The organism is Spirosoma sp. 48-14 (assembly GCF_001898575.1).
GTDB lineage: Bacteria > Bacteroidota > Bacteroidia > Cytophagales > Spirosomataceae > Spirosoma.
Map to the genome: position 1 here is coordinate 88,437 of NZ_MKUD01000032.1, position 22,815 is coordinate 111,251.

The 22,815-nt window shown below is 48.8% G+C and carries 18 protein-coding genes; 3 read left to right on the forward strand and 15 right to left on the reverse strand.

The window, feature by feature from the left end; all coding sequences use genetic code 11:
• Positions 1 to 248: 248 nt before the first annotated feature.
• The 5 genes from BGO59_RS18055 to deoC form a co-directional block, all read right to left on the reverse strand.
• Positions 249 to 1,238: a helix-hairpin-helix domain-containing protein gene (locus tag BGO59_RS18055; protein ID WP_293685295.1), complete on the reverse strand. Its 990-nt coding sequence runs from the start codon at positions 1,236 to 1,238 to the stop codon at positions 249 to 251.
• Positions 1,239 to 1,315: 77 nt separating this feature from the next.
• Positions 1,316 to 1,900 (reverse strand): phosphatase PAP2 family protein, encoded by a 585-nt coding sequence (locus BGO59_RS18060; RefSeq protein WP_293685296.1) that lies wholly within the window; start codon positions 1,898 to 1,900, stop codon positions 1,316 to 1,318.
• Positions 1,884 to 2,549 carry a Uma2 family endonuclease gene (locus BGO59_RS18065; protein WP_293685298.1) on the reverse strand — a complete coding sequence of 222 codons (666 nt, stop codon included), beginning with the start codon at positions 2,547 to 2,549 and terminating at the stop codon, positions 1,884 to 1,886. The genes BGO59_RS18060 and BGO59_RS18065 overlap by 17 nt, the downstream gene beginning before the upstream one ends.
• 105 nt (positions 2,550 to 2,654) lie before the next feature.
• Positions 2,655 to 3,569: a sugar phosphate isomerase/epimerase gene (locus BGO59_RS18070; protein ID WP_293685300.1), complete on the reverse strand. Its 915-nt coding sequence runs from the start codon at positions 3,567 to 3,569 to the stop codon at positions 2,655 to 2,657.
• Between the two features lie 83 nt (positions 3,570 to 3,652).
• Complete coding sequence (gene deoC / locus BGO59_RS18075) at positions 3,653 to 4,420, reverse strand: deoxyribose-phosphate aldolase (RefSeq protein WP_293685302.1); 768 nt, start codon at positions 4,418 to 4,420, stop codon at positions 3,653 to 3,655.
• 237 nt (positions 4,421 to 4,657) lie between these two features.
• On the opposite strand from deoC, the gene BGO59_RS18080 reads away from it, so the two are divergent.
• Positions 4,658 to 5,002: a carboxymuconolactone decarboxylase family protein gene (locus tag BGO59_RS18080; protein WP_293685303.1), complete on the forward strand. Its 345-nt coding sequence runs from the start codon at positions 4,658 to 4,660 to the stop codon at positions 5,000 to 5,002.
• A gap of 126 nt (positions 5,003 to 5,128) precedes the next feature.
• On the opposite strand, the gene BGO59_RS18085 is transcribed toward BGO59_RS18080, so the two are convergent.
• The 5 genes from BGO59_RS18085 to BGO59_RS18105 form a co-directional block, all read right to left on the reverse strand.
• Entirely contained in the window at positions 5,129 to 6,178 is a 1,050-nt protein-coding gene (locus BGO59_RS18085) for an aldose 1-epimerase (RefSeq protein ID WP_293685305.1), read from the reverse strand.
• A gap of 122 nt (positions 6,179 to 6,300) precedes the next feature.
• Positions 6,301 to 7,095 carry a TIGR02757 family protein gene (locus BGO59_RS18090; RefSeq protein ID WP_293685307.1) on the reverse strand — a complete coding sequence of 265 codons (795 nt, stop codon included), beginning with the start codon at positions 7,093 to 7,095 and terminating at the stop codon, positions 6,301 to 6,303.
• Positions 7,092 to 7,304, reverse strand: a complete 213-nt coding sequence (locus BGO59_RS18095) for a hypothetical protein (RefSeq protein ID WP_293685308.1) — start codon at positions 7,302 to 7,304, stop codon at positions 7,092 to 7,094. Before BGO59_RS18095 ends, BGO59_RS18090 begins: the two co-directional genes overlap by 4 nt.
• Positions 7,305 to 7,307: 3 nt before the next feature.
• Entirely contained in the window at positions 7,308 to 8,471 is a 1,164-nt protein-coding gene (locus tag BGO59_RS18100) for a LysM peptidoglycan-binding domain-containing protein (RefSeq protein WP_293685310.1), read from the reverse strand.
• A gap of 249 nt (positions 8,472 to 8,720) precedes the next feature.
• The gene (locus BGO59_RS18105; RefSeq protein ID WP_293685312.1) at positions 8,721 to 9,782 is read right to left on the reverse strand and encodes a ScyD/ScyE family protein; all 1,062 of its coding nucleotides are present in this window, start codon (positions 9,780 to 9,782) and stop codon (positions 8,721 to 8,723) included.
• A 903-nt stretch (positions 9,783 to 10,685) separates the two neighbouring features.
• On the opposite strand from BGO59_RS18105, the gene BGO59_RS18110 reads away from it, so the two are divergent.
• Positions 10,686 to 12,251 carry a bifunctional response regulator/alkaline phosphatase family protein gene (locus tag BGO59_RS18110; RefSeq protein ID WP_293685314.1) on the forward strand — a complete coding sequence of 522 codons (1,566 nt, stop codon included), beginning with the start codon at positions 10,686 to 10,688 and terminating at the stop codon, positions 12,249 to 12,251.
• A 69-nt stretch (positions 12,252 to 12,320) separates the two neighbouring features.
• On the opposite strand, the gene BGO59_RS18115 is transcribed toward BGO59_RS18110, so the two are convergent.
• The 4 genes from BGO59_RS18115 to BGO59_RS18130 form a co-directional block, all read right to left on the reverse strand.
• Entirely contained in the window at positions 12,321 to 13,553 is a 1,233-nt protein-coding gene (locus BGO59_RS18115) for an ROK family protein (protein ID WP_293685316.1), read from the reverse strand.
• A gap of 178 nt (positions 13,554 to 13,731) precedes the next feature.
• Entirely contained in the window at positions 13,732 to 14,475 is a 744-nt protein-coding gene (locus tag BGO59_RS18120) for a class I SAM-dependent methyltransferase (RefSeq protein WP_293685318.1), read from the reverse strand.
• A gap of 2 nt (positions 14,476 to 14,477) precedes the next feature.
• Positions 14,478 to 18,320, reverse strand: coding sequence for a hydantoinase B/oxoprolinase family protein (locus tag BGO59_RS18125; protein ID WP_293685319.1), 3,843 nt, complete (start codon positions 18,318 to 18,320; stop codon positions 14,478 to 14,480).
• Positions 18,321 to 18,496: 176 nt separating this feature from the next.
• Positions 18,497 to 19,249 (reverse strand): DeoR/GlpR family DNA-binding transcription regulator, encoded by a 753-nt coding sequence (locus BGO59_RS18130; protein ID WP_293685321.1) that lies wholly within the window; start codon positions 19,247 to 19,249, stop codon positions 18,497 to 18,499.
• A gap of 54 nt (positions 19,250 to 19,303) precedes the next feature.
• On the opposite strand from BGO59_RS18130, the gene nudK reads away from it, so the two are divergent.
• Positions 19,304 to 19,891, forward strand: coding sequence for a GDP-mannose pyrophosphatase NudK (nudK, locus tag BGO59_RS18135; protein WP_293685323.1), 588 nt, complete (start codon positions 19,304 to 19,306; stop codon positions 19,889 to 19,891).
• 299 nt (positions 19,892 to 20,190) lie between these two features.
• Here nudK and BGO59_RS18140 read toward each other — a convergent pair whose 3' ends face one another.
• A complete protein-coding gene (locus BGO59_RS18140; RefSeq protein ID WP_293685378.1) occupies positions 20,191 to 22,740 on the reverse strand; it encodes a PIG-L family deacetylase in 2,550 nt (849 codons plus the stop codon).
• Positions 22,741 to 22,815: the final 75 nt, after the last annotated feature.

Genomic DNA, 22,815 nt, shown 5'->3' on the forward strand with positions numbered 1-22,815 from the left:
ATGAATAATGAATAATGTAAGCAATCACGCAGAATTACCTTTTTCTGTATGACCCCGATGGGACGGTCGGCCGTTGCCGTCAGATGTTTATAGTAGATAGCGCCTTTCTATAAACATTTGACGGCAACGGCCGACCGTCCCATCGGGGTCACACAAAATTTCATTCAATTTAATCCTGCGAGATTGCTTACAATGCAAAGCCTGGCTATTCCCCATTATTCATTAGACATTATCCATTATCCATTACGTTAGAATTCCAGATAGGGCGCTAGTTTTTCGATGGTTTTGGCGTCCAGAACGCGAATGGGTTTTAACGATTCGGCAGACGTGTAGGCACCGTGCTGTTCGCGGTAATTGACAATAATCTGGGCCTGACGACGGGATAAAAACGGGTGACGGTCCAATTCGTCGGCAGTAGCTGTATTAATGGGAATCTTACGGACGCCCGACTGGACTTTACCGAATTTCAGCAACTCCTCCAGAGCCAGCGAGTCGAGCCCGTAAATGTCACGGTATTGCTCGGTTGAAACGAAACCACCGAGGGCATCCCGAAATTTGACAATACGACCAGCTAGTGTGCCACCAATGCCTTTCAGAGCTATCAACTGCGAGGTATCAGCCGTGTTAATATCAAAAGGTTGCAGTACGGGTTTGGCAGGGCGTTCGAAGGCATTAGACCGATTTGACAAAGCTGGGCGCTCTGTAGATGTGGGCGCTTCTGTAGAGTAGGGTTTAGAGCCAAACGATTGCTTGGACGGAGCTTCTTTCAGGGTAATATACGGCTCAAGTTGATCGTAAAGCTCCGGCGGGAAGTCATAAATACGTAGCAAATCGTCTTTCTTTCGAAACTGCCCACCTTTGCTCCGAAATTTCTCGATTCGTTCGGCCAGCCAGCGGGGTAAACCGAGTTGCTGCCACTGAGCTACGGTTGCTGTATTTGGATCGAACGGAAACAGTTTAGGTTCACTGAAGTGTTCACTAGTGGTTTTTTCTTTTTCGGAACGACTGCCATACCGGGGTTGTTTTGCTTCTTCCGCCTGCATGATTGCTACCAGACTGTCCAGTTTTCGTTGATCGGCTGGTGACGAGTCGATGGGTTTCCGATCCGCAAAAAAACGATATACGAACGGAATCAGGAGAAGCAATACGGATAGGAAAAGCAGAACAAGAAAACCTCGGGCTTCTTTATGTGATAGGCCAAAATAGTCGCGGATAAGCGCCTGAAAACGATTCAGCATGAAAACGATTTGTTGCGGTGTTATGTAACTGCCGCAAACTAAATCGTATTATTATGCTACGCAACTTTTTGAGGGTTTTAGTTGACTAAATGCCTGTTGTGTTGAGGACGACGGGCCTGCCATTTACGATATACATATACACAGAGCCATGCCGCCAGTACCCCAATACCAGCCCCTGTCAGTACATCCAGCGGATAATGAGCGGCCACATAAATCCGACTGTACGACACAACGATAGCCCATACATAGCCTAAAATCAGCCAGGGATACTGCTTTCCAAACAACAACCAGAGACAGGTGGCCAGCGCGAACGTATTGGCAGCATGGGATGATGCAAAGCCATACGGCCCTCCACATTCCATAACGGGGTGAATCAGTTTCTGGAGTGTAAAGACATGGCAGGGACGTAACCGATGGGTGAGCGGTTTTAACACCGACGAAGCCGTCTGGTCGCTGATCGCTACAGCGGCAATGAGGGTAATTAATAGACCAATGGCCTGTTTTCGATAGCGGTATATGAGCCAGCCTATCAGGAGGGCATACAGTGGAAACCAGCTATTTCGCTCCGTTACCCAAATCATGATCGGATCGAGCCAGGAAGCATAATGGCCGTTGAGCCACAGAAAAAGATCAGTATCGAGTTGATTAAGCGTTTGGAGCACTGTCAATGGCCACTTTGTGGTAAATATCCTGCATCGGAATAGTAAAATCGCCAAGTTGGATAGCCATATCAAGAGAATCATAATCCTCGTTAAGCCAGTGACGACTATCCTGTTGTTTGGTGTACACCGACACGAAATGTACTGCCTGATCGATGTAGACAATATGCTGCACCGACTCGAGCTGCTTATAACAACGTAACTTGGTCGATAAGTCCTGGCGGTAGGTTGAATCGGAATGTACTTCGACCAGCAGATAGGGATTAGTGATGCCTGCTTCCTGCCCTTGCCGAAGTATAAGCTGACTTTCGCCTTTCATGACCAGCACATCGGGTTTCACAGCCAATTCACAGGCTGAAACAAAAACCAGTTTATTGCTACCCATCACCCGTATATCGGGCTTGTCATAATAAATTGTTCGTAACGCTGCCCCAATATTTAAAACAATCGTTTCGTGTCTGTCACTGGCCATGCCGATTCGTGCTCTGATCTGTCCGTTAATGTATTCGATGTCATAGTCAAGAGGAAACGATTCGTCGCGCAACTCATCCAGCAAGGCCCAATACTCATCCAGTGTGGCCGAAATGAAAACTTCTGGCTCCTGTTTGAGTCGCTCGGTGATTTGCGTTACAAGTGAGGCCGTGGCAACCATAGGCGTAGTTTTTGATAAAGATACGATTTTCGATTTGTAGTTTACAGTAGGCTTATGCAAAATACGCTGATGCGTTAGCCTACTGTAAACAAGGGCAACGATACGCTATAGCACCAAAAATTGCTTCAAATAATTCCGGGCGGTCAGTATGGCGGTTTTTACATCTTCGGGGCTGCCTTCAAAGGCTTTGTCTTCGACTTCAATACAAACAGGGCCCCGGTAGCGAACGTCGGTGAGTGCGGCAAAGAAATGACGCCAGCGTACATCGCCCAGCCCCGGTAATTTAGGTGAATGGTATTCGAGTGGATTGGCCATGATACCCACACGATTCAACTTGTCGGGATACAGCTTCACATCTTTCAGGTGAATGTGGTGCAACCGATCTTTATAGTCATAGATTGGTCGGATCTCGTCCATCATTTGCCAGATCAGGTGGCTAGGGTCGTAATTCAGACCCAGCGCCCGCGAAGGAATAATCTCGAACATACGATCCCAGATGGCGGGCGTTGTTGCCAGGTTCTTACCGCCCGGCCATTCGTCATCAGTGAACCACATGGGGCAATTTTCTATGCCAATCTTTACGTTACAGGCTTCGGCCTCTTTCACAATGGCAGGCCAGTGCTCGGCATAGAGTTTCAGGTTTTCGGTGATGGTCAACGAAGGGTTTCGACCAATAAATGTATTTACGACTGGGATGCCGAGTTTGGCAGCCGCCCGGATTATTTTTTTAATATGTTCCCGGTAATAGTCAGCCTGTTCAGGGTTTGGGTCGAGTGGATTTGGATAATAACCCAGCCCCGAAATCGAAACCTTATAGAGCCGTGTCAGCGTCCGAATCTGATCAATATCCAGATTGTCGACATCAATATGCGTTACCCCGGCATATCGGCGTGTATCGGCATTACTGGTAGGCCAGCACATGACTTCAACGCAGGAAAACTGATGCTCCGACGCAAATTTTAATACACTATTCAGATCATAATCGGCCATAATAGCCGAGACAAAACCAAGATGAAGCATAGACGGGTTTACAGATTAGATGGAGTAAAGCGGGTGGAAACCCGCAAGTATGAAGCGTGAGTAACGGGTTCCCACCCGTTTTACTAATATCCTTTCGACTCAGCTATTGGGCCTGTCGGCGTATCGGCCGAAACGGCACCAAAGCGACGGTAAGCTTCTTCCATAATGGCTGCTGTGGCCGAAGCGCCCAGCCGGGAAACTCCCATCTCTTTGACTTTCAACAGCCCATCGAGCGTGCGAACGCCACCAGCCGCTTTGACTCGCACATCGGGGCCAACATGGTCGAGCATGAGTTGCAGGTCGTGTTCAGTAGCACCTTGGTAACTGTACTTACCATCGGCACCCTTCACAAACCCGTATCCGGTTGATGTCTTGACAAATTCAGCGCCGACTTCTGTACAGATTTCGCAGAGCTTGATTTTGTACGAGTCGTCGGGCAGGTAATCGTTTTCAAAAATGACCTTCAGAATAGCGCCATGTGCCTGACAGGCCTTATGAACAACCCAGATCTCGTCGCTTACATACTGCCAGTCCTCGCCCAGCACTTTACCGATATTAACGACCATATCAATCTCCACGGCTCCATCCTGGCAGGCCTGTTCGGTTTCGGCAACCTTAATGCTTGTGGCACTATTCCCATGAGGAAAGCCGATGACTGTGCCCACCAGCACATCAGAACCAGCGAGTAATTCAGCCGCCATGCGTACGGCATAGGGTTTTATGCAAACGGAAGCAACATCGTAGTTGAGAGCCAGTTCGCAGCCCTCACGGAGTTCGGCATCAGTCAGGGTAGGGTGGAGGAGCGAGTGATCGATCATTTTGGCCAGCTCGCGGATTAGGGTAGGGTTCATAACCGTATCGGAAAATGGTCGGCTAAGTTACGGGATTGACTGGAAAAGTAATGGGAAAACGAGCGATTGCATAAGCTGTTTTTGACTCGAATAGCGAGTGCTTAGAGAGCACGTGCCGTTGTGGTACGGAAACAGCAAAGCACAAAGATCATGGCTTCGGTTATATTTTGTCAAATCAAGGCTTCTTAACAGGAAGTCAGATTAAGTAGCAACCGATTTATTTTACTCATTAAAGCCATGACCGAATATCAAACACCTAAAGACCGGGCGTATACCGATACACTTATCAAGTCAGCTCCCAAAGAAGCTGCGGCATTCCTGAACCTTAAGCATACGGCCGAACGCAAAGATGGTGTTATACCGATCAAATATCGTGAACTGATGTCCGTAGCCGTGGCGCTAACCACTCAATGCGCTTACTGCATTGAATCCCACATCAATAATGCAGTCCAGGCAGGTGCTACTCGGGAAGAAATTGCTGAAACCGTTTTTATCGCGGCTGCGCTGCGTGCTGGTGGTGCTGTTGGCACCGGTTTAATGGCTATGCGTATTTTCGAAGAGGCAACCACGCCAACCGTTTAAAAATCAATGCTTTTTAATGGTTAGTATTGATCGACACATTGCCTTCGGGATAGAGACACGGGTATCGGAACAGTTAAATTTCTGGTAACAAGTTGAGTGGAGTAATAGGAGTACTCAACTTGTAAGCTAATCCAGTCGCACCCAGATGATGCCGGAGAGTGAATCGCCGGGTGCTAAAATGGCTAAGCCTTCACCATTGTTGAAGGCATTTACATTGGCAGTTTGGGGCTCAATGGCGATGCTGTCGCGTCGGGGTGGAGTGTAGCATACCAGGTAATTCAGTTTCCCTTCGCCGGTTTGCTGGCCAACGATCAGGCGTGCCCCCGTTTCTCCTGATGTCAGAATGGTTTCGGCGAAAGACTCATTGTCGGTTGGTAGGCTGGTTGGTGTGACCAGAAAAGGTGTGTCTAACTGTCGTTTGTGGAGTTCAATGATTTCGGCAGGTTGAAACGGGTACTTACTGACAGGAATCATGTGATCGTCGAGTACAATAGCAGTTCGGCCTGGCAAGGCCAACGTCATTCCGTCAACAAACTCAGCCGTTCGTGCAGCGTCTTCAGTAAACGTAAAGTAAGGGTGCCATCCAAAAGCAGCGGGAGCCCGCGTTGTTCCCGTATTCTGGGCTGTATAGCTGATTTTCAGCGCACACATTCGGTCGTCAGCCGGGTTGCTACCGTGCATGAGCCGATTTGCCTGGGTCAGTTGGTAGGTAACAGTCAGAACGAAGGGGAATGGGTAGCCGAACGTATCCCCTTCATATGAGTAACGGAGTACGAGTTGTGCATGCGTTGAGGTAACTTCCTGATTGACCACTGTGAAAGGGCGCCCATGAACAAAACCGTGTATGGCATTGTCGCGGTAAACCTCGTTCATTTTTACGGCATAGTCTGTCCCGTCAAACTGGTACACTCCATGCCGAATCCGGCTGACAAATGGGTACAGGAATGCGCTGGCATAACTCTCATCGGCCAGTAGTGCCTGGGGGGATTCAGGAGCCTGAATCAGCGCAAACAGATGACGCCCTTTTCGAAGGACCAATCGACGAAGAATTGCTCCAAATTCTGGTATCACCGTAATGAATTCACCCGTTTCGGTGTGTTCGAGCACGTATTCGGTAAGTGGAGCGCTGCCCGTTGGTAGAGGGCCAAATGGTTGGGTAGTGATCTGAAATGGCATCCTGTTCGTTTGACAAGTTCGTATTTGGGTAATCCGTTTTGGCCAATGTTTGTTTATTAACCTTTGTTAATCTCAATAAAAAAATGAGAATCAGGATAAGGTAGACAGATTGGGTATGAGGTTTACATTTCGCCTTCAACGCCGAGCCCAAATAGGGCAAAATCGTAGCGAACAGGGTCTGATGGGTCGAATAGGCGAAGTGTTTCAGTCAGTTCCAAAGCGGCTTTCCAGTCGGTTTGTGGCCGGGTAAGTAACGCTAACTGCCGGGCTACCCGGTTGACGTGTACATCAATAGGAATTATTAGCTGCTCGGGCCGGATGCGGGTCCATAACCCAAAATCGACTCCCCGATCATCGCGACGAACCATCCAGCGAAGAAACATAAGTAGTCGCTTGCAGGATGAGTTGCGGGCTGGCGTGGCAATATGCTTTCGGGTACGTTCGGGGAAAAAGTCGGTGAGGCCACAAAAGTGGTCGTGAAAGGCAATCAGACCTGCCTCGACGGTTTGGGTTGTATCTGATCGAACGGCGCTATCCGGCAAAAAAGCATCTTCCAGCGAATTATGATGCTGATAATACTGGCGAAAAAAATGAAGGAAATAAAGGGCGTCGGTTGCGTTGAACGTACGGTGTTTGAACGATAGAAAACGCTTCAAATCACTTTCCTGGTGATTCCGAATGAAATCGTAGGGGGTGCCATCCATGAGGTCGACAAGCTCAGCCGATTTTTTCAGAATTACAGGGCGTTGCCCCCAGGCCAGCACGGCTGCCCAGAATCCCATGATTTCAATATCCTGCTTCTGGCTGAATCGATGCGGTATGCTGATCGGGTCGCGTTCAATGAACGAAGGCCGATTGTATTGATCGGCCTTCGCATCTAAAAAATTCTTTATGGACGAAAAATCGACGGGTTTCATTTACTTTTTCCTCCACTAACAATCCAGGCTAAAGCACGTGAAATGCCCGAGAAGATGGCCAGCAGGGTAGACATAATAAAGGTAAAAACGGCAATGAACGGATAGGCCAGGGTAAACATTATACTGAAGGTAATGTAACCAGGCGACGATTTCATTTCCTCATCACGCTCCCGGTGTCTTCGGGCAATCCGTTCTTCTTTGGTTTCCATAACTTATCGCACAATATAACTTACCTCTGCCCGAAAACGCCGATCCTCGGGTGAAAGTTTCGAGAAAGCCTGACTTGATAGCTTAATCAGAATCTTGTCGTTGATGCCTGTATTGGGTAACCGACCAATAACTTTTACCCATAAGCTCTGATTATTGAACTCATTTCGGACCTGTACCAGCGTTCCAATGGGGGCCGTGCGGTGTAGTGCCAAATATTTGCCTGAGCCATCAGTTCCTTCAATCATTTCGGCAACACCACTTGACGAAATACGGCGTCCCTGGGTTGGCATGGGGGCGTCGTTGCCTGGACGGGGTGGTTCTGGTTCCGGTTCGGCAGGTTTCGTCCCAGAGGCCGACGGACGGGTAGGGGTGTCTGCCTCGTTCCGGTGATCAGATTTGGGTTCGGTGTGGGGAGTTGGCCGGGTCTCGTGAGGGCGTGGTTCACTGGTATTTGTATCGACCGTATGAGCGGGCGCTGGTCGGCTCGGTGCATCGGCCGATTTGGTGCTGGCTATCGAATTGGACGGGGTACGGTCCAGATACGCTCTTTCCGAAACAATCAATGGCTGGCCGATCAGTACGTTGTTGCCGGGCAGGTTGTTCCATTTACGAATATCGGCCTGCGATACGCCATACCGATTCGCGAGGCTGTAAAGGGTTTGACCGGCTTCGACCACGTGGATGCCCGACTGAGCCGGATCGTCTGACTTCTTTACTTCTTTTTCTGGGGCTTTTTCGGCTTTAGGAGCGGGTTTGGTTTCCGCAATTTTCTCCGTTTCCTTCTCTCGCTCCCGGGCTTCTCGTTTGGCTTCTTTTGCCTGCTTCTTTATTGCTTTATCAATGGCTTTTTCCTCTTTTCGCGTTAGCAGGCCATCTGGAACCGGAATCAGAACAAGCTGGTCATAGCGAACAGCGTCTTTCATATCGGGATTAGCGGCCTTAATCTCTGCTACCGATCGCTTGTATTTTCGGGAAATAGCGTAAAGTGTTTGCCCTTCATCGACCCGGTGTACGATAAACCGCTTTCCGTCTTTTTTCTCAATACGAAGGGAATCAGTGCTAACGATGTGAACGATGTTTACAGTGGTTGCCCGTGCTGAAGGAAGACTCAGGCAAATAAATCCACTTAAAAACAACAGAGTGGAATAGAGGGGAATTATTTTCATGGGTTTATACGCAGCCAGACTTATCCGGCAAGTCGGTAGTCAGCTATATAAACGGTTTATTTAGTGAAATATAGGTAAATGTACACCTGAAATTGCCAGAAATGTGCAGTACATGTAGTTATTCGATCAAGCAGGGATTTATAGATTTTTTTTAAAATAGATTAAACTGTTGTAAATCAGTATGTAGTATAAAAAATGCCCGCTACGGTTAAGGTAGCGGGCACGAGTATAAGAGAAACTACGCCGATCTTAGTTGGCCGTCAGCTTCACAATAATTCCAGGACCATAATACAGGACATAATACGTATCTGTACCTGCCGAGCTTAACAGAATATCGACCGGGGTGATGGCTGGTGTAAAGAGTGTCTTATTCGGATCGTCACCGCTGGCTACCCGAGCCGTGGTCGAAAAGCCAAACTCTGTAACCAGCAGTTTACCTCCCGAAGTGAACGTTAAGTCGGTCAAGCCTGAAAAGCCTGATTTATAGACTGATGGTGAAAGCGGGGGCGTGCCTGCACCAGCCACCTGGTAGATTTTTGACTGTCCTGCCGGGAACGGAAATCCAACCAGCGAAGTGACGAAGAAATTTGAGCCATCAAAAACAATGCCCGTCGGTACAGGGTCGAGCGTTGGAGGGCCTGGAGCCGATGGGAAGCCTGGGTTTGGGGTATCAGGTAAAATGGAATATACACTTAAATTTCCTGTTGTTTTATCCCGACGGATAATGGCGTTACCACCTGCATCAGTTATGAATAGATCGCCGTTGGGGCCAAAGGTAAGGTTATACGGGTTGGAGTCTTCCGGATCAGGCGCGTTCGTATGAGCCTTACGCACAAAGGTGCCTATATCAAAACCTGTGAGGGTGCTGGCTGAAATAGGTGCACTAACGCCGGGTACGAAGCTTGAAATATCGACAATGTAAAGTTTTTCTTCGACACCGTGCAGGATATATAGTTTACCATCTCTGTAAGCAAGGTGGTTAAGTCCCTCCGGCGAATTTTCGGGGCTAATAGCCGAGACAAAGCCAGTAATTGCGGGATACTTGGCTCCAGCTGGTGTAATAACTGTTACCTGACCATTGTTGACTGTACCACTACCGGCTTCGGTAACCCACAAATTGCCTTTAGGATCATCGGTAAGGCCAATAGGTGATTTCAGTCCAGATGCAAAAGGTGGCCCTTGAACGGCTGTCAGGCCTTCGGGACTGGGAATTCGGTGGTCCTGTATCACGCAACTGGCTACGCCAAATACAATAATGCTAACAACCAAAAGGGTCAGCATGGAAGGGAAATAGTAGCGTTTCGGGAACATAGCAACGTTAAAATAAAGTGATTGAGATTAGTGGTCAATAAGTACTTTGTGGAAAGTATACAAAGTAAATAGGAATGTGATTTGGATATGGAAATCTAGCTAAAGAGTTGATTATACGGGCCTTTAGCGAACAGATTTTGAGTGAACGGTCGTCAGGCGTAACCGATCCAGTACGAGTAAATCAACCGACCAGGTAGGGGACTTGAACTTGGCATTTGAATCTGCTACTCTCTGATAAGGCGAGTAGTAAGACATAGCTATTTTATGTAAGGAATAAAATAAGCCCGGACTTCAATGGCGAATCCGAGCTTACGAGTCATCGCTATTATTCACACGAAACTATTTCTCTTGAATAAGTACGTGCTGTTGACGGAAATGTTCTGGCCCACACATCATTATAATCAGAATTTAATTCAAACGAATAACGCTGAGCGTAAGAAGCTATTTATGAAAAATGCCTGACCTCAAACGAAGTCAGGCATTTTATTCTCAACCTAAGTGCTTTCCAAAAACCTTCTGTAGTTGCATTAAAAACAGATTAAAACGATAATCCTACTCGTTCTACTTATACATAAAAAAAACACCCGATTCAACTGATCGGGCGTTTGAATATCCACCGTAACTGTGCTTACTTGATTCACAGTAAGACAATCGCAATAATTAGATGCTGAATTGTACGAAAGGTAATGGATGCTCAAATCAATTTTAAAAGCTACGATTCATAAGGTTAAAATAAGATTTGGTCTGTTCAGCAGACTTTAGTACGCTTATATCTTAAAAAACCTTAATTATGAACTGCTAAAACACAACCGGACGTTTCCAGTTAAACTAAATGATACAGTTTCGTTCGTATTGCCATATAAGTCGAACGAAATCCCGACGAATAAACCACCAACTGAACATATGCAAAATTACTCGATACTCTGGGCCGATGACGAAATAGATCTGCTAAAACCCCATATCCTGTTTTTGAAAAATAAGGGGTACGACGTTACGTCTGTAAACAGCGGGGCTGATGCGTTGGATGAAGTAGAGAACAGCAATTATGATGTCGTTTTCCTCGATGAGATGATGCCGGGGATGACTGGTCTGGAAACGCTTTCCCAAATCAAGCAAATGCGTCCAAACTTACCCGTCGTAATGATTACGAAGAGTGAAGAGGAGCATATTATGGAAGAAGCTATCGGTTCGAAAATTGCCGATTATTTAATAAAACCCCTGAATCCCAATCAGATTCTGCTGTCGGTCAAAAAGATTCTTGACAATAAGCGGCTCGTTACCGAGCGAACCAATATCGGGTATCAGCAGGATTTTCGGAATATATCCATGCAGTACAACGACCGAATGGATTTTGACGAGTGGGCAGATGTCTATAAAAAGCTGATTTATTGGGAGTTGGAACTAGACGGATCGCAGGATCGGAGTATGTCGGAAGTGATGAACATGCAAAAAAGTGAGGCCAATGCCGAATTCTGCAAGTTCGTGATCGACAATTATGAAGACTGGCTCAACGATCCGAAAATGAGCAGCCCGATCATGTCGCATCAACTGATGCGAAAAAAGGTGTTTCCCTTACTGAATCAGGGCGGCACTCAGGCTCCGCTGTTCTTTATCCTGATCGATAATCTACGCTACGATCAGTGGAAAGTTATTGAGCCGATCCTGGCCGAATACTTTACGGTGGAAGAAGAAACCTCCTACTACTCTATTCTGCCGACAACGACCGGCTTTGCCCGAAATGCTATTTTCTCCGGCATGATGCCCAGCGAGATGGAACGGAAACACCCCGACCTTTGGGTGAACGATGATAGTGAAGACGAGGGGCTAAATAACCACGAAGAGGAGTTTCTGCGACGCCAGCTCGATCAGAGCCGCCTGAACGTAAAGATGTCGTATAACAAGATTTTGAACGTAAATCAGGGGAAAGCGCTGGTTGATAATTTCAACAACCTGTTTCAGAACCAGTTGAACGTAGTGGTTTACAACTTTGTGGATATGTTGTCGCATGCCCGCACCGATATGGCCATGATTAAAGAACTGGCTCCTGATGAGTCGGCTTATCGGTCGATCACCCGTTCGTGGTTCCTGCATTCTCCTCTGCTGGAGTTTGTTCAGAAGATTGCGGCCAAAGGAGGGCGACTCATTGTGACAACGGATCACGGTATGATTCGGGTGCAGAAACCGGCCAAAATTGTGGGCTATCGCGAAACAAATACCAATTTGCGCTACAAACAGGGCAAAAACCTCGGATTCGATGAAGATCACCTCTTTGTTGGTCGTAAACCCGAACGGTTATTCCTACCCAAGCCTCATGTATCAACGGCATATGTTTTCACCCTGGAAGATTACTTCTTCGCCTATCCGAACAATTATAATTACTACGTGAATCACTACCGGAATACGTTCCAGCACGGTGGGGTATCCCTGGAGGAAATGATTATTCCGTTTGCCTACTTACGGGCTAAGTAATAGACGTAAATGATTGGTGGAGTGAGTGCGTCCGTTTCGATAGCGAATTACTCACTCCAACTTACGTCATTAGAAGGTAGCGAATATATTCTCCATAACATACGCATGGGTGCCCAACCAGTTGGCAGCACCGTCGAGTTGAGTAACTTCAATGCGTAGGTCATTCTGGAAATCACCCAGGCAGTACTGCCGGATGGCCTGCTCGATAGAAGTCAGGATGAAAGTTGATGCTTTAGCTAATAGGCCATCCACAACAATCATTTCGGGGTTGAGCAGGCTGATGGCTATCGACAGTCCTTTTCCTAGTTGGAAGCCTGCTTCATTCAGGATCTGAATAGCATACATATCATCCTGTTGGGCCGCAAGAATCAGTTCATCAATATCGAGCTCATCGACTCGCTCACGAAAAGTTGCCAGTTTGGAGGGGTGTCCGGCCAGAATATCGCGTTTAGCCCGGCTAACCAGCGCGGAAGCCGATGTGACGGTGTTCAGACAGCCGATTTTCCCACAATGGCAAAGCTCCCCAGCCGGATCAACCTGAATATGACCTAGCTCGCCCGCAAAGCCACTGGCCCCCTGGAAAACCTCGCCATTGACAACAATACCCAACCCGACCCCCCAGTCTATATTAATAGCGAGCACTTGCTTCTTGCCTTTAGCCCGGCCAAAACGGCTCTCTCCCAGCACCGTAGCTTTGGTATCGTTGATCAGATAAACAGGCTTGCCAGTCTGTTTAGAAAACCAGTTGGTTAATGACGAATCGGCTGGGTTAAGACTTTTATAAGTAAGATTTAAGCCTCGGTGTGCATCAATCAGCCCCGGCATAGAGATTCCAATGGCCAATATGTCATTGTTGCTGAGTTCAGAGGTAACCAGGGCGTTCGTAAAACACTGGACCAGCGACGGCAAAAAGGTTGGGTTGTCGACGATTCGAAAGGCATAGTCTTCGCGAAAAACCAAATTCCGACGGGCATCCATCAGCAGAACTTTGGTGTCGTGCGTACTCACATCCAGTATGGCGATATAATTCCGCTTGGTGTTCAGCCCAAACAGCACCGGACGGCGACCATTGCTGCCGATCGCTATGCCGATTGGCGATACCCATTGATCGTCAATAAGTTCTTCGATCAGACCTGTTACAGAAGGAACGCTGCCATGCAACATTTTTGTGAGTTGGGCCAGTGTGCTGTTACCTTCGGAATATAGATACGCAAGGGCTTTACGCTGTTTTTGTTTTTTTTTATAATCAACCACCGACTGTTGACCCAGAGAGTCATCGTCGGACATAACGACAGCATTCATTGACTACAGACAGATGAGACGTTTGACTATAAGAGAGTAATCCATACGTCGCTTGGGACCCATCAATGGGTTGAGTTGCTTAATCAGATAACGGGTTGGTGGGTAGCAAAGGCACTAAAGATAGTAAAGTTTTAAATCAGTTCTTTCAGAAAGCGCATTCATTGCAATAAGAAGTTGACTAAACTGGCTTATTGCCTACAATTCCTGAAGCGCACCCGAAGAAATAACGTGTGGTGTGGCAGGTTAGACCGGCTTTCTGAAAGAGTTGCTGAGCCTGCTGTGTATCTTTAAACTGGGTACAATAAATTCCCAGCATGCGATACGTTTCCGGATTACCCAGAAATGTGGCACCGAGAACAGGGATAACCCGGCGCAGATAGAAGAGATAGAGTGCCCGAAGCAGCGTAGACCTGGGGACAGACACTTCGATGCATGAAAACTGACCGCCTGGTTTAAGAATCCGGTTTATTTCCTGGGCTAACTGGCTGATCTGGTCGCTATTGAAGGTTTTTAATCCAAATGATACGATCACATGATCAGCCGATTGGTCTGGTAACGTTCCCGCCAATACGTTTTGTTTGTAGAGGTGAATCGTATGCTGAGTAAATCGTTTTCGTTGTCGTTTCTGATCCGCGTACTGGAGCATCCCTTCCGAAAAATCAACACCGATCAACGTGCCACCAGGTCCTATTCGCTGACAGATGTAGTCCCAGGTTTCGCCCATACCCGTCATGAGGTCAATCACAACCTGCCCCGGCTGAATGGCCAGTTCAGCCACGCATTGCCGACGCCATCGATTCGAAAAGCCAAACGAAGTAATCGTATTCATACGCTCGTAGGTAAGGCTCATCTCGTTGAAGAGTTGCTCAACAAACTCAGGCTCGTAAATTGATTGAGTATCTGTGGGTTTTTGAAAGGCCATATTCAGTTTCCTCGTTTACCAATACCACCGCCACCCGGTGTTTCGATTCGGATGCGTTCGCTGGGTTGCATGGCTCGGGTGAATATGCCCGGTAGCGCTTCTTCGTCACCATTCAACAACCTCACCCACTGGCGGCCGGTTTGCCCTGCATCGCCCCCATGGAGGCCATACGGAGCTTCCACGCGGTGCTGACTCAGGAGCGTAGCCTGAACAGGTGCTAGAAATTCGATCTCGCGAATGATACCATCGCCACCTCGCCATTGACCATCGCCACCGGAGCCAGTACGAATGCTGAATTGATGCAATCGGACGGGGTAGCGTCGTTCCAGTTCTTCCGGATCGGTAAGTTTGGTATTGGTCATATGCTGATGGACGGCCGAGCGCCCATCAGCGCCATCGATAGCCCCGGTACCCCCGCCAATGGTTTCGTAATAACCAAAATTGGCATTGCCAAAGAGGAAATTATTCATGGTTCCCTGGCTACAGGCTGCCAACCCCAGCGCTTTCAGTAACGTATCGACCAGGCGCTGGCTGACTTCGGTATTGCCTCCAACAACAGCCGGACATTCGTCTTTACGGTTGTCGGGAAAAACGGGATTCAGAAACGAGGATTCTGGCAGAACGAGGTCAACGGGAGCCATTAGCCCTTCATTCAGGGGAATGTCGCGTCCGCACCATAGCCGTAGTACATACAAAACGGCACTGTACAGAATCGATATATTAGCATTGAGGTTGTTCGGATGAACGTCAGAGGTTCCCGTAAAGTCGAAGCAAATACGCGATTGTCCCAGATTCGGATCAGCTTCATTGCTGGTCGAAATGGTGATTTTTAACCGAATCTGATGCCCGTCGTCCAGCGATTCGGTGGCCTCGAAAACTTGCCCAATTAGTGGTTTTAAAACAGCCGTAATCGCGTCGGCTGCCGATTGCTGAAGACGGCTCATGTACTGATGGATGGTGGGCAATCCGTGTTGTCGGACAAGGGTTTGTAACGCCTGTTCACCGGCTCGGAGCGAGGCCAGGGCCGCTTCGATGTCGGCTTTGTTTTCGGCTAGCGAACGAGTGGGGTAGGGGCAGTTGGTAAACCGGGCGGCTAGTGCTGAATCCCACAAAAACTGACCGTTTTTCACCACGTATGTAGGCTCCAGCACTACGCCTTCTTCAACCAGCGATACGGCATCGGGGGGCATCGATCCCGGTACTTTTCCACCAATTTCAGCATGGTGAGCCCGGTTGATTACATACCCGATCAGTTGGTGATCATCGGTAAATACGCCACTCAGAAGCGTTAAGTCGGGCAGATGAGAGCCACCATACTTGGGATGATTCGTGATCACGACATCGCCAGGTTCGAGCGGAGGCAGGGCATTCAGAACCAGTCGGGCACAGATACCCAGACTACCCAGGTGGACCGGAATGTGTGGGGCGTTGGCAACCAGTTCAGCTTTTTCGTTGAGCAACGCACAGGAGAAATCAAGCCGTTCTTTGACATTTACCGAAAACGCTGTTCGCTGCAATTGAGCGCCCATTTCTTCGGCGATAGCCCGGAAGCGCTGCGTAAATAACTCAAGCTGAATGACTTCACTGGCATGCTTACCTTTCTCCTGTTTCGAATCTACATTGGTTTGCTCCTGAAAATTAGTCGAAATGTCTTCTTCGTAGTCTGCGATATAATCGACAAGGGCATTTTTATTAGCCTGAACAATGACTCGCCAGCCGGGTTCGATGAAGGACGAGGAGGTAGTATTGAGCAATAAGGCAGGGCCCCGGAAGGTATCGCCCTCCTGTAACTTTGTCCAGTCGTAGGCTGGATACGCATCGGTCGCAAAGGTAGGCACTGCATGCCGATGGCTAACCAGGGCACTATGTATAACCTGATGGGGAGAAGTTGTGCTGACCATCACGCGGACACTCTCTACCTCAATGGATCGGTTTTGGGGGAAGTGGCCATAAAGATGCTGGTATTTGTCCCGAAAATCAGCTTCCAGATGGTCACTCAATGGAACATCGACGGTGGCTTCCTGGCCTAGCAGACGCAGAAATACTGTAATCGCTTTGGTTTCGACGGCTACCTGCTGACCGACATCCTGCCGTAGCGTTTCGGTAGCAGTATCGGTCAGACTACTAACGATGGCTGGCAGCTCGTGCTCCACGGTTGCAAGTGGTTGTAAGACAGAGCGTGATGCCAACCGTTCAATTTGAGCCTGACCAATCCCGTAGGCACTGAGTAAGCCGCCGTCGAAGGGTAAAATGAGCTGCTCTATCCCCAGCAACCGCGCAATCGCACAACCGTGTAGTCCGCCAGCACCACCGAATACCAGCAAACTATAGTCTTTTGGATCGAATCCGCGCGATACCGAAATCTTCCGAATGGCCCCGGCCATTGTTTCATTGGCGATTTGTTCGAAACCACGCAGTAAGTTGAATGAGTCTGTCTGGCTTCCTGTTTTTTGCTCCACTTGGTGCAAAACCACTTCCAGAGCAGCCTGCGCTTTTTCAGGGAAAACCGGAATGCCAAATTGCTTCGGATGGAGTTTGCCCAGTAACAGATTAACGTCGGTAATGGTCAGTGGGCCACCAGCGCCATAGCAGGCTGGGCCAGGGTTGGCACCGGCACTGTGAGGCCCAACGCGTAACTGGCCCGATGTAGCACCGTGACTTTCGAACCAGCAGATTGACCCACCTCCAGCCGCTACCGTTTCGATAGCCAGTGCGGGAAGCTGCAAATCGAACGGGCCGATTTTGGTCGAAAAACGATAGTCTAATCCGTTTTGGATACGGGCGACGTCGGTGCTTGTACCACCCATGTCGAGCGTAAGCATTCCTACGGTTGATCGGGTAGTGTGGAGTTGGTCGCCTATATCAGCAGCACCAATAACGCCCCCTGCCGGTCCACTCAGCAGACTATCTTTCGGCTGAAACAGGTCGGCTCGAACCAGCCCGCCCGAACTTGTCATGATGCGTACGGGATTACCGCCCAGTTGCTGCTGCACATTATCCAGATACGACCGCATAACAGGGGTTAGGTAGGCATCGACAATGGCTGTTTGCGTACGTGACACATATTGGGGCGTTACAGACGTATCGGTCGATAGCGTTATGTACCTGAAACCAGCTTGGGTTAGTGCCTTCTGGAGTTGATGCTCATGGGTTGGGTTTCGGTACGCATTCAGAAGCGATACGGCAATTGCATCAGGTTTTAGTTGTTGAAGTTCGTTAATCAGACTGGTGCAAATCGGCTCCGTTAGCGGTAATAGCGTCTGGCCATCGGCAGCTATCCGTTCGTCGACTTCCAGAACGGTATCATACAGAACTTCGGCGGGTGGAATCGCTAACTGGAATAAGTTAGGTCGTTGCTGGGTTCCGATTTTAAGTAGGTCTTTAAAGCCTTTGGTCACCAGCAGGGCTACCCGTCCTCCTTTTCGCTCTAGCAGTGCATTCGTACCTTTTGTCGTGCCAAGTCGCATCTCCAATGCAGGAAAAGGCTGGTTGAGAGGGGTTTGTGTCAGGAGCCGGGCTGCTAAAACGGGAGCCTCTTCACCGGTGTACAGCTCAACTGTATGTAACGCCGACAAGATGTCGGAATGCTGCACTACGTTTCTTAGTATTAACGCTCCATCAACGCCCAGTGAGTCAATGGTAGATACCTCATCAGTTTCGAGTATGCGGAGCTGATACCCGTTGAAAATAGCCGCTGTCAGCCAGGGAGCAACCAATTTGCCATGAATTAATTGTCCACGTAAACGGCTACTGCTGAGTACTTTGGTGCGGTGTAGGGCGCCGTTGGGATCAAGCGCAAGACCATCGGTGAACGTGCCGCCCGTGTCGATCCAGATCTGGTACATATATCGTTAACGCCCTCTGTGCGGAGCGCGTAAGAAGGTCAAAAGACAAAACTAAGACTGTACTGTGGCGAAGTAAACCAGCCAGCCTGAATAATCAGGGCTTTTTTACGAAAAATAACTTTGTATCTGTGAAGCAGATAATGCTAACGACCTCATTGACTAGTTGTCGCCCTACATCAATGTAGCAACTTGACTCCAGCTTGATGGTAAGCAGCCAAGAGGTCGGATGATGCTTCGTTGTCGGTAACCAATACATCGAACAGAGTCAACGGAGCAAACTGAAGATATTTGGTCGTTTCCAGTTTTGACGAATCGCAAAGCAAATAGACCCGTTCCGATTGTCGGGCCATCGCTACGGCCGTACTGGCTTCCTTTTCACTATTGGCACTCAGGCCATTTGCCAGCGAAATACCATCGACGCCAATAAAAGCCCGATTGGCCCGATATCGGGCCATGTGTTCTTCAGCAATCAGTCCATGAACCGCTTGTCGTTCCTTATCGACCTCACCCCCAATCAGGTTAACCGTTACTTCCGAACTCATTAGTTCGGCTATAACGGGCAGGGAGTTGGTAATGACGGTAATTCGTTTGTTCCGAATAAATGGGCAGAGCCGGAAAACTGTACTTCCACAATCCATAAAAATAACGTCCCCCTCCTGAATTTCGTTGGCGGCCAACTGGCAGATGTAGTCTTTGCGCTCAGCATTGACGGCCGTTTTATTGGCAAAACGGTGCTTATCCGTAGCCAGACTTACTTTCATAGCCCCACCATGCGTCCGATAAATTAGACCTGAAGCGGCCAGTTGGGTCAAATCCCGTCGAACAGTCATTTCGGAAGTTTGCAGTAATTCAGCCAGATCTCGCACATCGACCGAGCCCCGTTCTTCGACCGTTTGTACAATTCGGCTTTTCCGTTCTTGGAAATTCATTCGCAATTGATTTGATTTGAACAAAAATAAACAAAATATAACAAAATTGAACAAATGCATGCGGATCGCGTACAAATAACGGAGGAGAAACTGCTTTCAGATAATTGGTACATTCTGAAACGATTTACATTTAATTATCTTGGTAAAAACGGTAAGTGGACAACGCAGCAACGGGAAGCATATGATCGAGGCAATGGGGCTACCATTCTGCTCTATAACTCTCAGGCCGACACGGTTATTCTGACACGTCAGTTTCGGCTGCCAACCTTCGTCAATGGGAACCCAGGCGGGATGCTCATTGAAGCCTGCGCTGGATTGCTGGATGATGAACACCCAGACGATGCCATCCGACGCGAAACAGAAGAAGAAACGGGCTACCGGATTCAGTCGGTACAAAAGGTGATGGAAGCCTATATGAGCCCCGGCTCGGTGACAGAAAAACTGTTTTTTTATTTGGCTCACTATACAGCCGATACCGAGCGGGTAGCCGGTGGCGGTATTGACGAAGAAGAAATCGACATTCTGGAATTGCCTGTCAGTGAGGCAATAGACATGGTGATGCGGGGCGAAATAATGGATGGTAAAACCATCATGCTATTGCAATACTTGCGCCTACAACAATTGACTAACTCGCTGAACTGATCGAACCGTTATTGAATAAAAGCCTGTCCAGAAATCTGGAAGACGTTCAGTAAGTTGTTTGTCTCGTGCAGTCAGGTTCTTCAACCTGACTGCGCGAGGTTTCTCAAAACCGAGTGTATGATTCGTTCGGTTTTGAGAAACCTCACACGTCGGGTTGAAGAACCCGACGCCACACCAACACCCTACAATAAGAGAATACTTAGGCTGATACCTTCTTGTGGTGTCAGGTTGAAGAACCTGATACCACATTAAATGCCATATTAACACGCCACAAAAAAGCCTATGTTACAATAAGATAGCTACTTACGCTGTGAGCCTGATACCGATGCGGCTGGGCTACTTGCTGCGGAAATCATATTGGCAAACAGGCGGTAGGCACCCGGTACACCGGCAGGTAGCTCGCGGAAGAAGACTAGCCCTGTGTACATAAAATGACCCTTGCCGTAGGTAGCGTAGAGTAAACTTCCCTGTTTAGGCGCTTCATTCTGATCGTTGGCCGAGAAAATGGGCTCGTAAGCTTTGTCCCATTCTTTAGCGAAATAAATGCCGCGTTCCTGAATCCAGCCGTTGAAGTCGGCATCGGTAATTTTGTTCGGGTAGTTAAGCAGCGGGTGCTGTGGATTGATGAACGTCATTTTGGCGTCTTCTTCGGTAACCCGCTCAGCGCCAACGGAGAAAGGGTAGGGGCCAAGCTGTGGCAACGATGGGTCATTACGCAGAAACGAACTTCCGGGGGTTACGTACTGGACGATCATGTTACCGCCATTTTTTACATAATCCAGGAGTTTTGGCTGGTAGCGAGCCAGCCACTGGTTGGTGTTATATGCCCGAACCCCCACTACAATCGCATCATAGCCTGATAGATTGCCGTTGAGTTCGGCAGGCCCAAGAATCGTGACTTTACAACCCATTTGCTGAAGGGCCGCTGGAACTTCATCGCCCGCACCCACAATGTAACCGATGTTCTTAGCTGTCACTTTGATGTCCAGCTTTACCAGTTTGGCTTCGGCGGGTGGGAAAAGCGTTTGCGTTGGAATATGTTTGTAGGCAATCTGTCGCAGGCCGGTCGTGAAGGTGCCACTGGACGTTGTCATGCTGGCTTGTAACTTGCCATCTTTAGCCTGATTCGTTGGCACTACGGTAAACGTAACCCGTTGCTCATCGCCTTTGTAGGTCAGTGAGAATGGGACCGATGCCGGTTCAATACGCCAGCCAGTTGGGGCGGTTAGGATGAGGGTTCCCGATACATTAGCACGACCCGCTTTCAGGACCAGATCGGCGCTTTTTGGCGTGTTATCGCTGAAGGTGAACACTCGCTCGGTCAGGTTGGCTGTTACGTCAGGCTGGATGATAAAGGGCCGGTAAATCTCGCCATCGACTGGGTCGGTTGATTTATAAACGACGGGTCGGGTATAGATAAAGCGTTGACCATTGATTTCGACTGTGTAGCTGGCAGCTACGGCTGCTGGGTTTTCGGGCAAACCGATCAGTTGCTGATTATCGACCTGAAACAGCCCTTTATCAATCGGTTTTTCGAGCCAGTAGGGTTGCGAAATCTTCTGCGTTTTGGGAATCGCGAGCGAGGTCGGGTATTGAACGACTTCGTTAGGTTTTAAGGCCAGGTTGAGGGTGGTATCTTTTCCGGTCGAGTAGTGAATACTGACCAGTTTAACGGGAAAGTCTTCCCGACTTACCACGTTCGTAGACACTTTGACCGTCTCACCCGGTGTAGCGGCAAAATCGGTTGGGTTGGTTTCGATCCATAGGCCCAGGCATTGCTGAATAAGTGTTTGCACCTCCTGACGCTTGATTTTTACGTAGTTATTGGTGGTGTCCAGCTTGCCGAGCGACCCGTATAGCTGCACCAGCGCCGGAACTGAAGCCGAAGGCTGGTCGGGCTTGAACGACGAAATGAGTTGTGTAACCTGTGTCTGAACAGCATCACTATTTTTAATCCGTTTCCAGCTTACATCAATGCCGTCGAATGGGTCTTTTTCCACTGGATCACCGCCTTTCAACAGCAGATAATCGATACGGGCATTTCGGTTAGGCGCTACACCAAAGCCCTGGCTCTTGTGCTGGCTCCGGCTTTCAGAGGCTATTTCGCCGTACGATTTGCCCAGTAGCGGATTATAGAGCCCCGTTTCGATACCGATCAGGTTGCCAGCTTCGTCGGGTTTTTTATTGCTCATGAAAGCACCCGGAATGAAAACGTTCCAGAGGATGCGCTTCGCCTGCCAGGGTTTTACATAGGCTAGTTGTTCCGGAAATTTGGTCGGGTCGTTCGAGATTTTGAACGCTTCTTCGCCCAGGTAGCCCGATGCGCTGTGGTGCCCATGTCCGGCGCGGGCGTCGGGTGGAAAGCGGGTGATGATTACATCAGGCTGGTACTTGCGGATGATCCAGACCACATCGGCCAGTACTTTGTCCTGACCCCAGGTTCGTACGGCTTCGTTGGTCGATTTGGAAAAGCCAAAATCGTAGGCCCGGCTGAAAAACTGATCAGGCCCATCGACGCGCCGGGCGGCCAGCAATTCCTGAGTACGAATTACCCCAATGTTTTCGCCCTGTTCGGCTCCGATCAGGTTTTGCCCGCCGTCGCCCCGCGTTAAGGCCAGATAACCCGTTCTGACAAGCCGCCCTTTTGCCATATAGGCCAGAAACAGGGTGTTTTCGTCGTCGGGGTGAGCGGCTACGTAGAGTACCGTTCCCAGGACGTTGAGCTTGTTAAGATTCGATATAATTTCACCAGCCGGAGCCAGTTTAATTGGGCCGTAAGGCACCTGAGCGGATAAGGATAAGCAGAGTAATAAACCAGATAGCAGAATGGGTAGGCGTTTTTGAAGCAACACAGTCGGAAGCAGTTAAGATGGAATGGACAAATTTACAACGAAAGCATAGAAAAGGCTATCCCAAAAGGATAG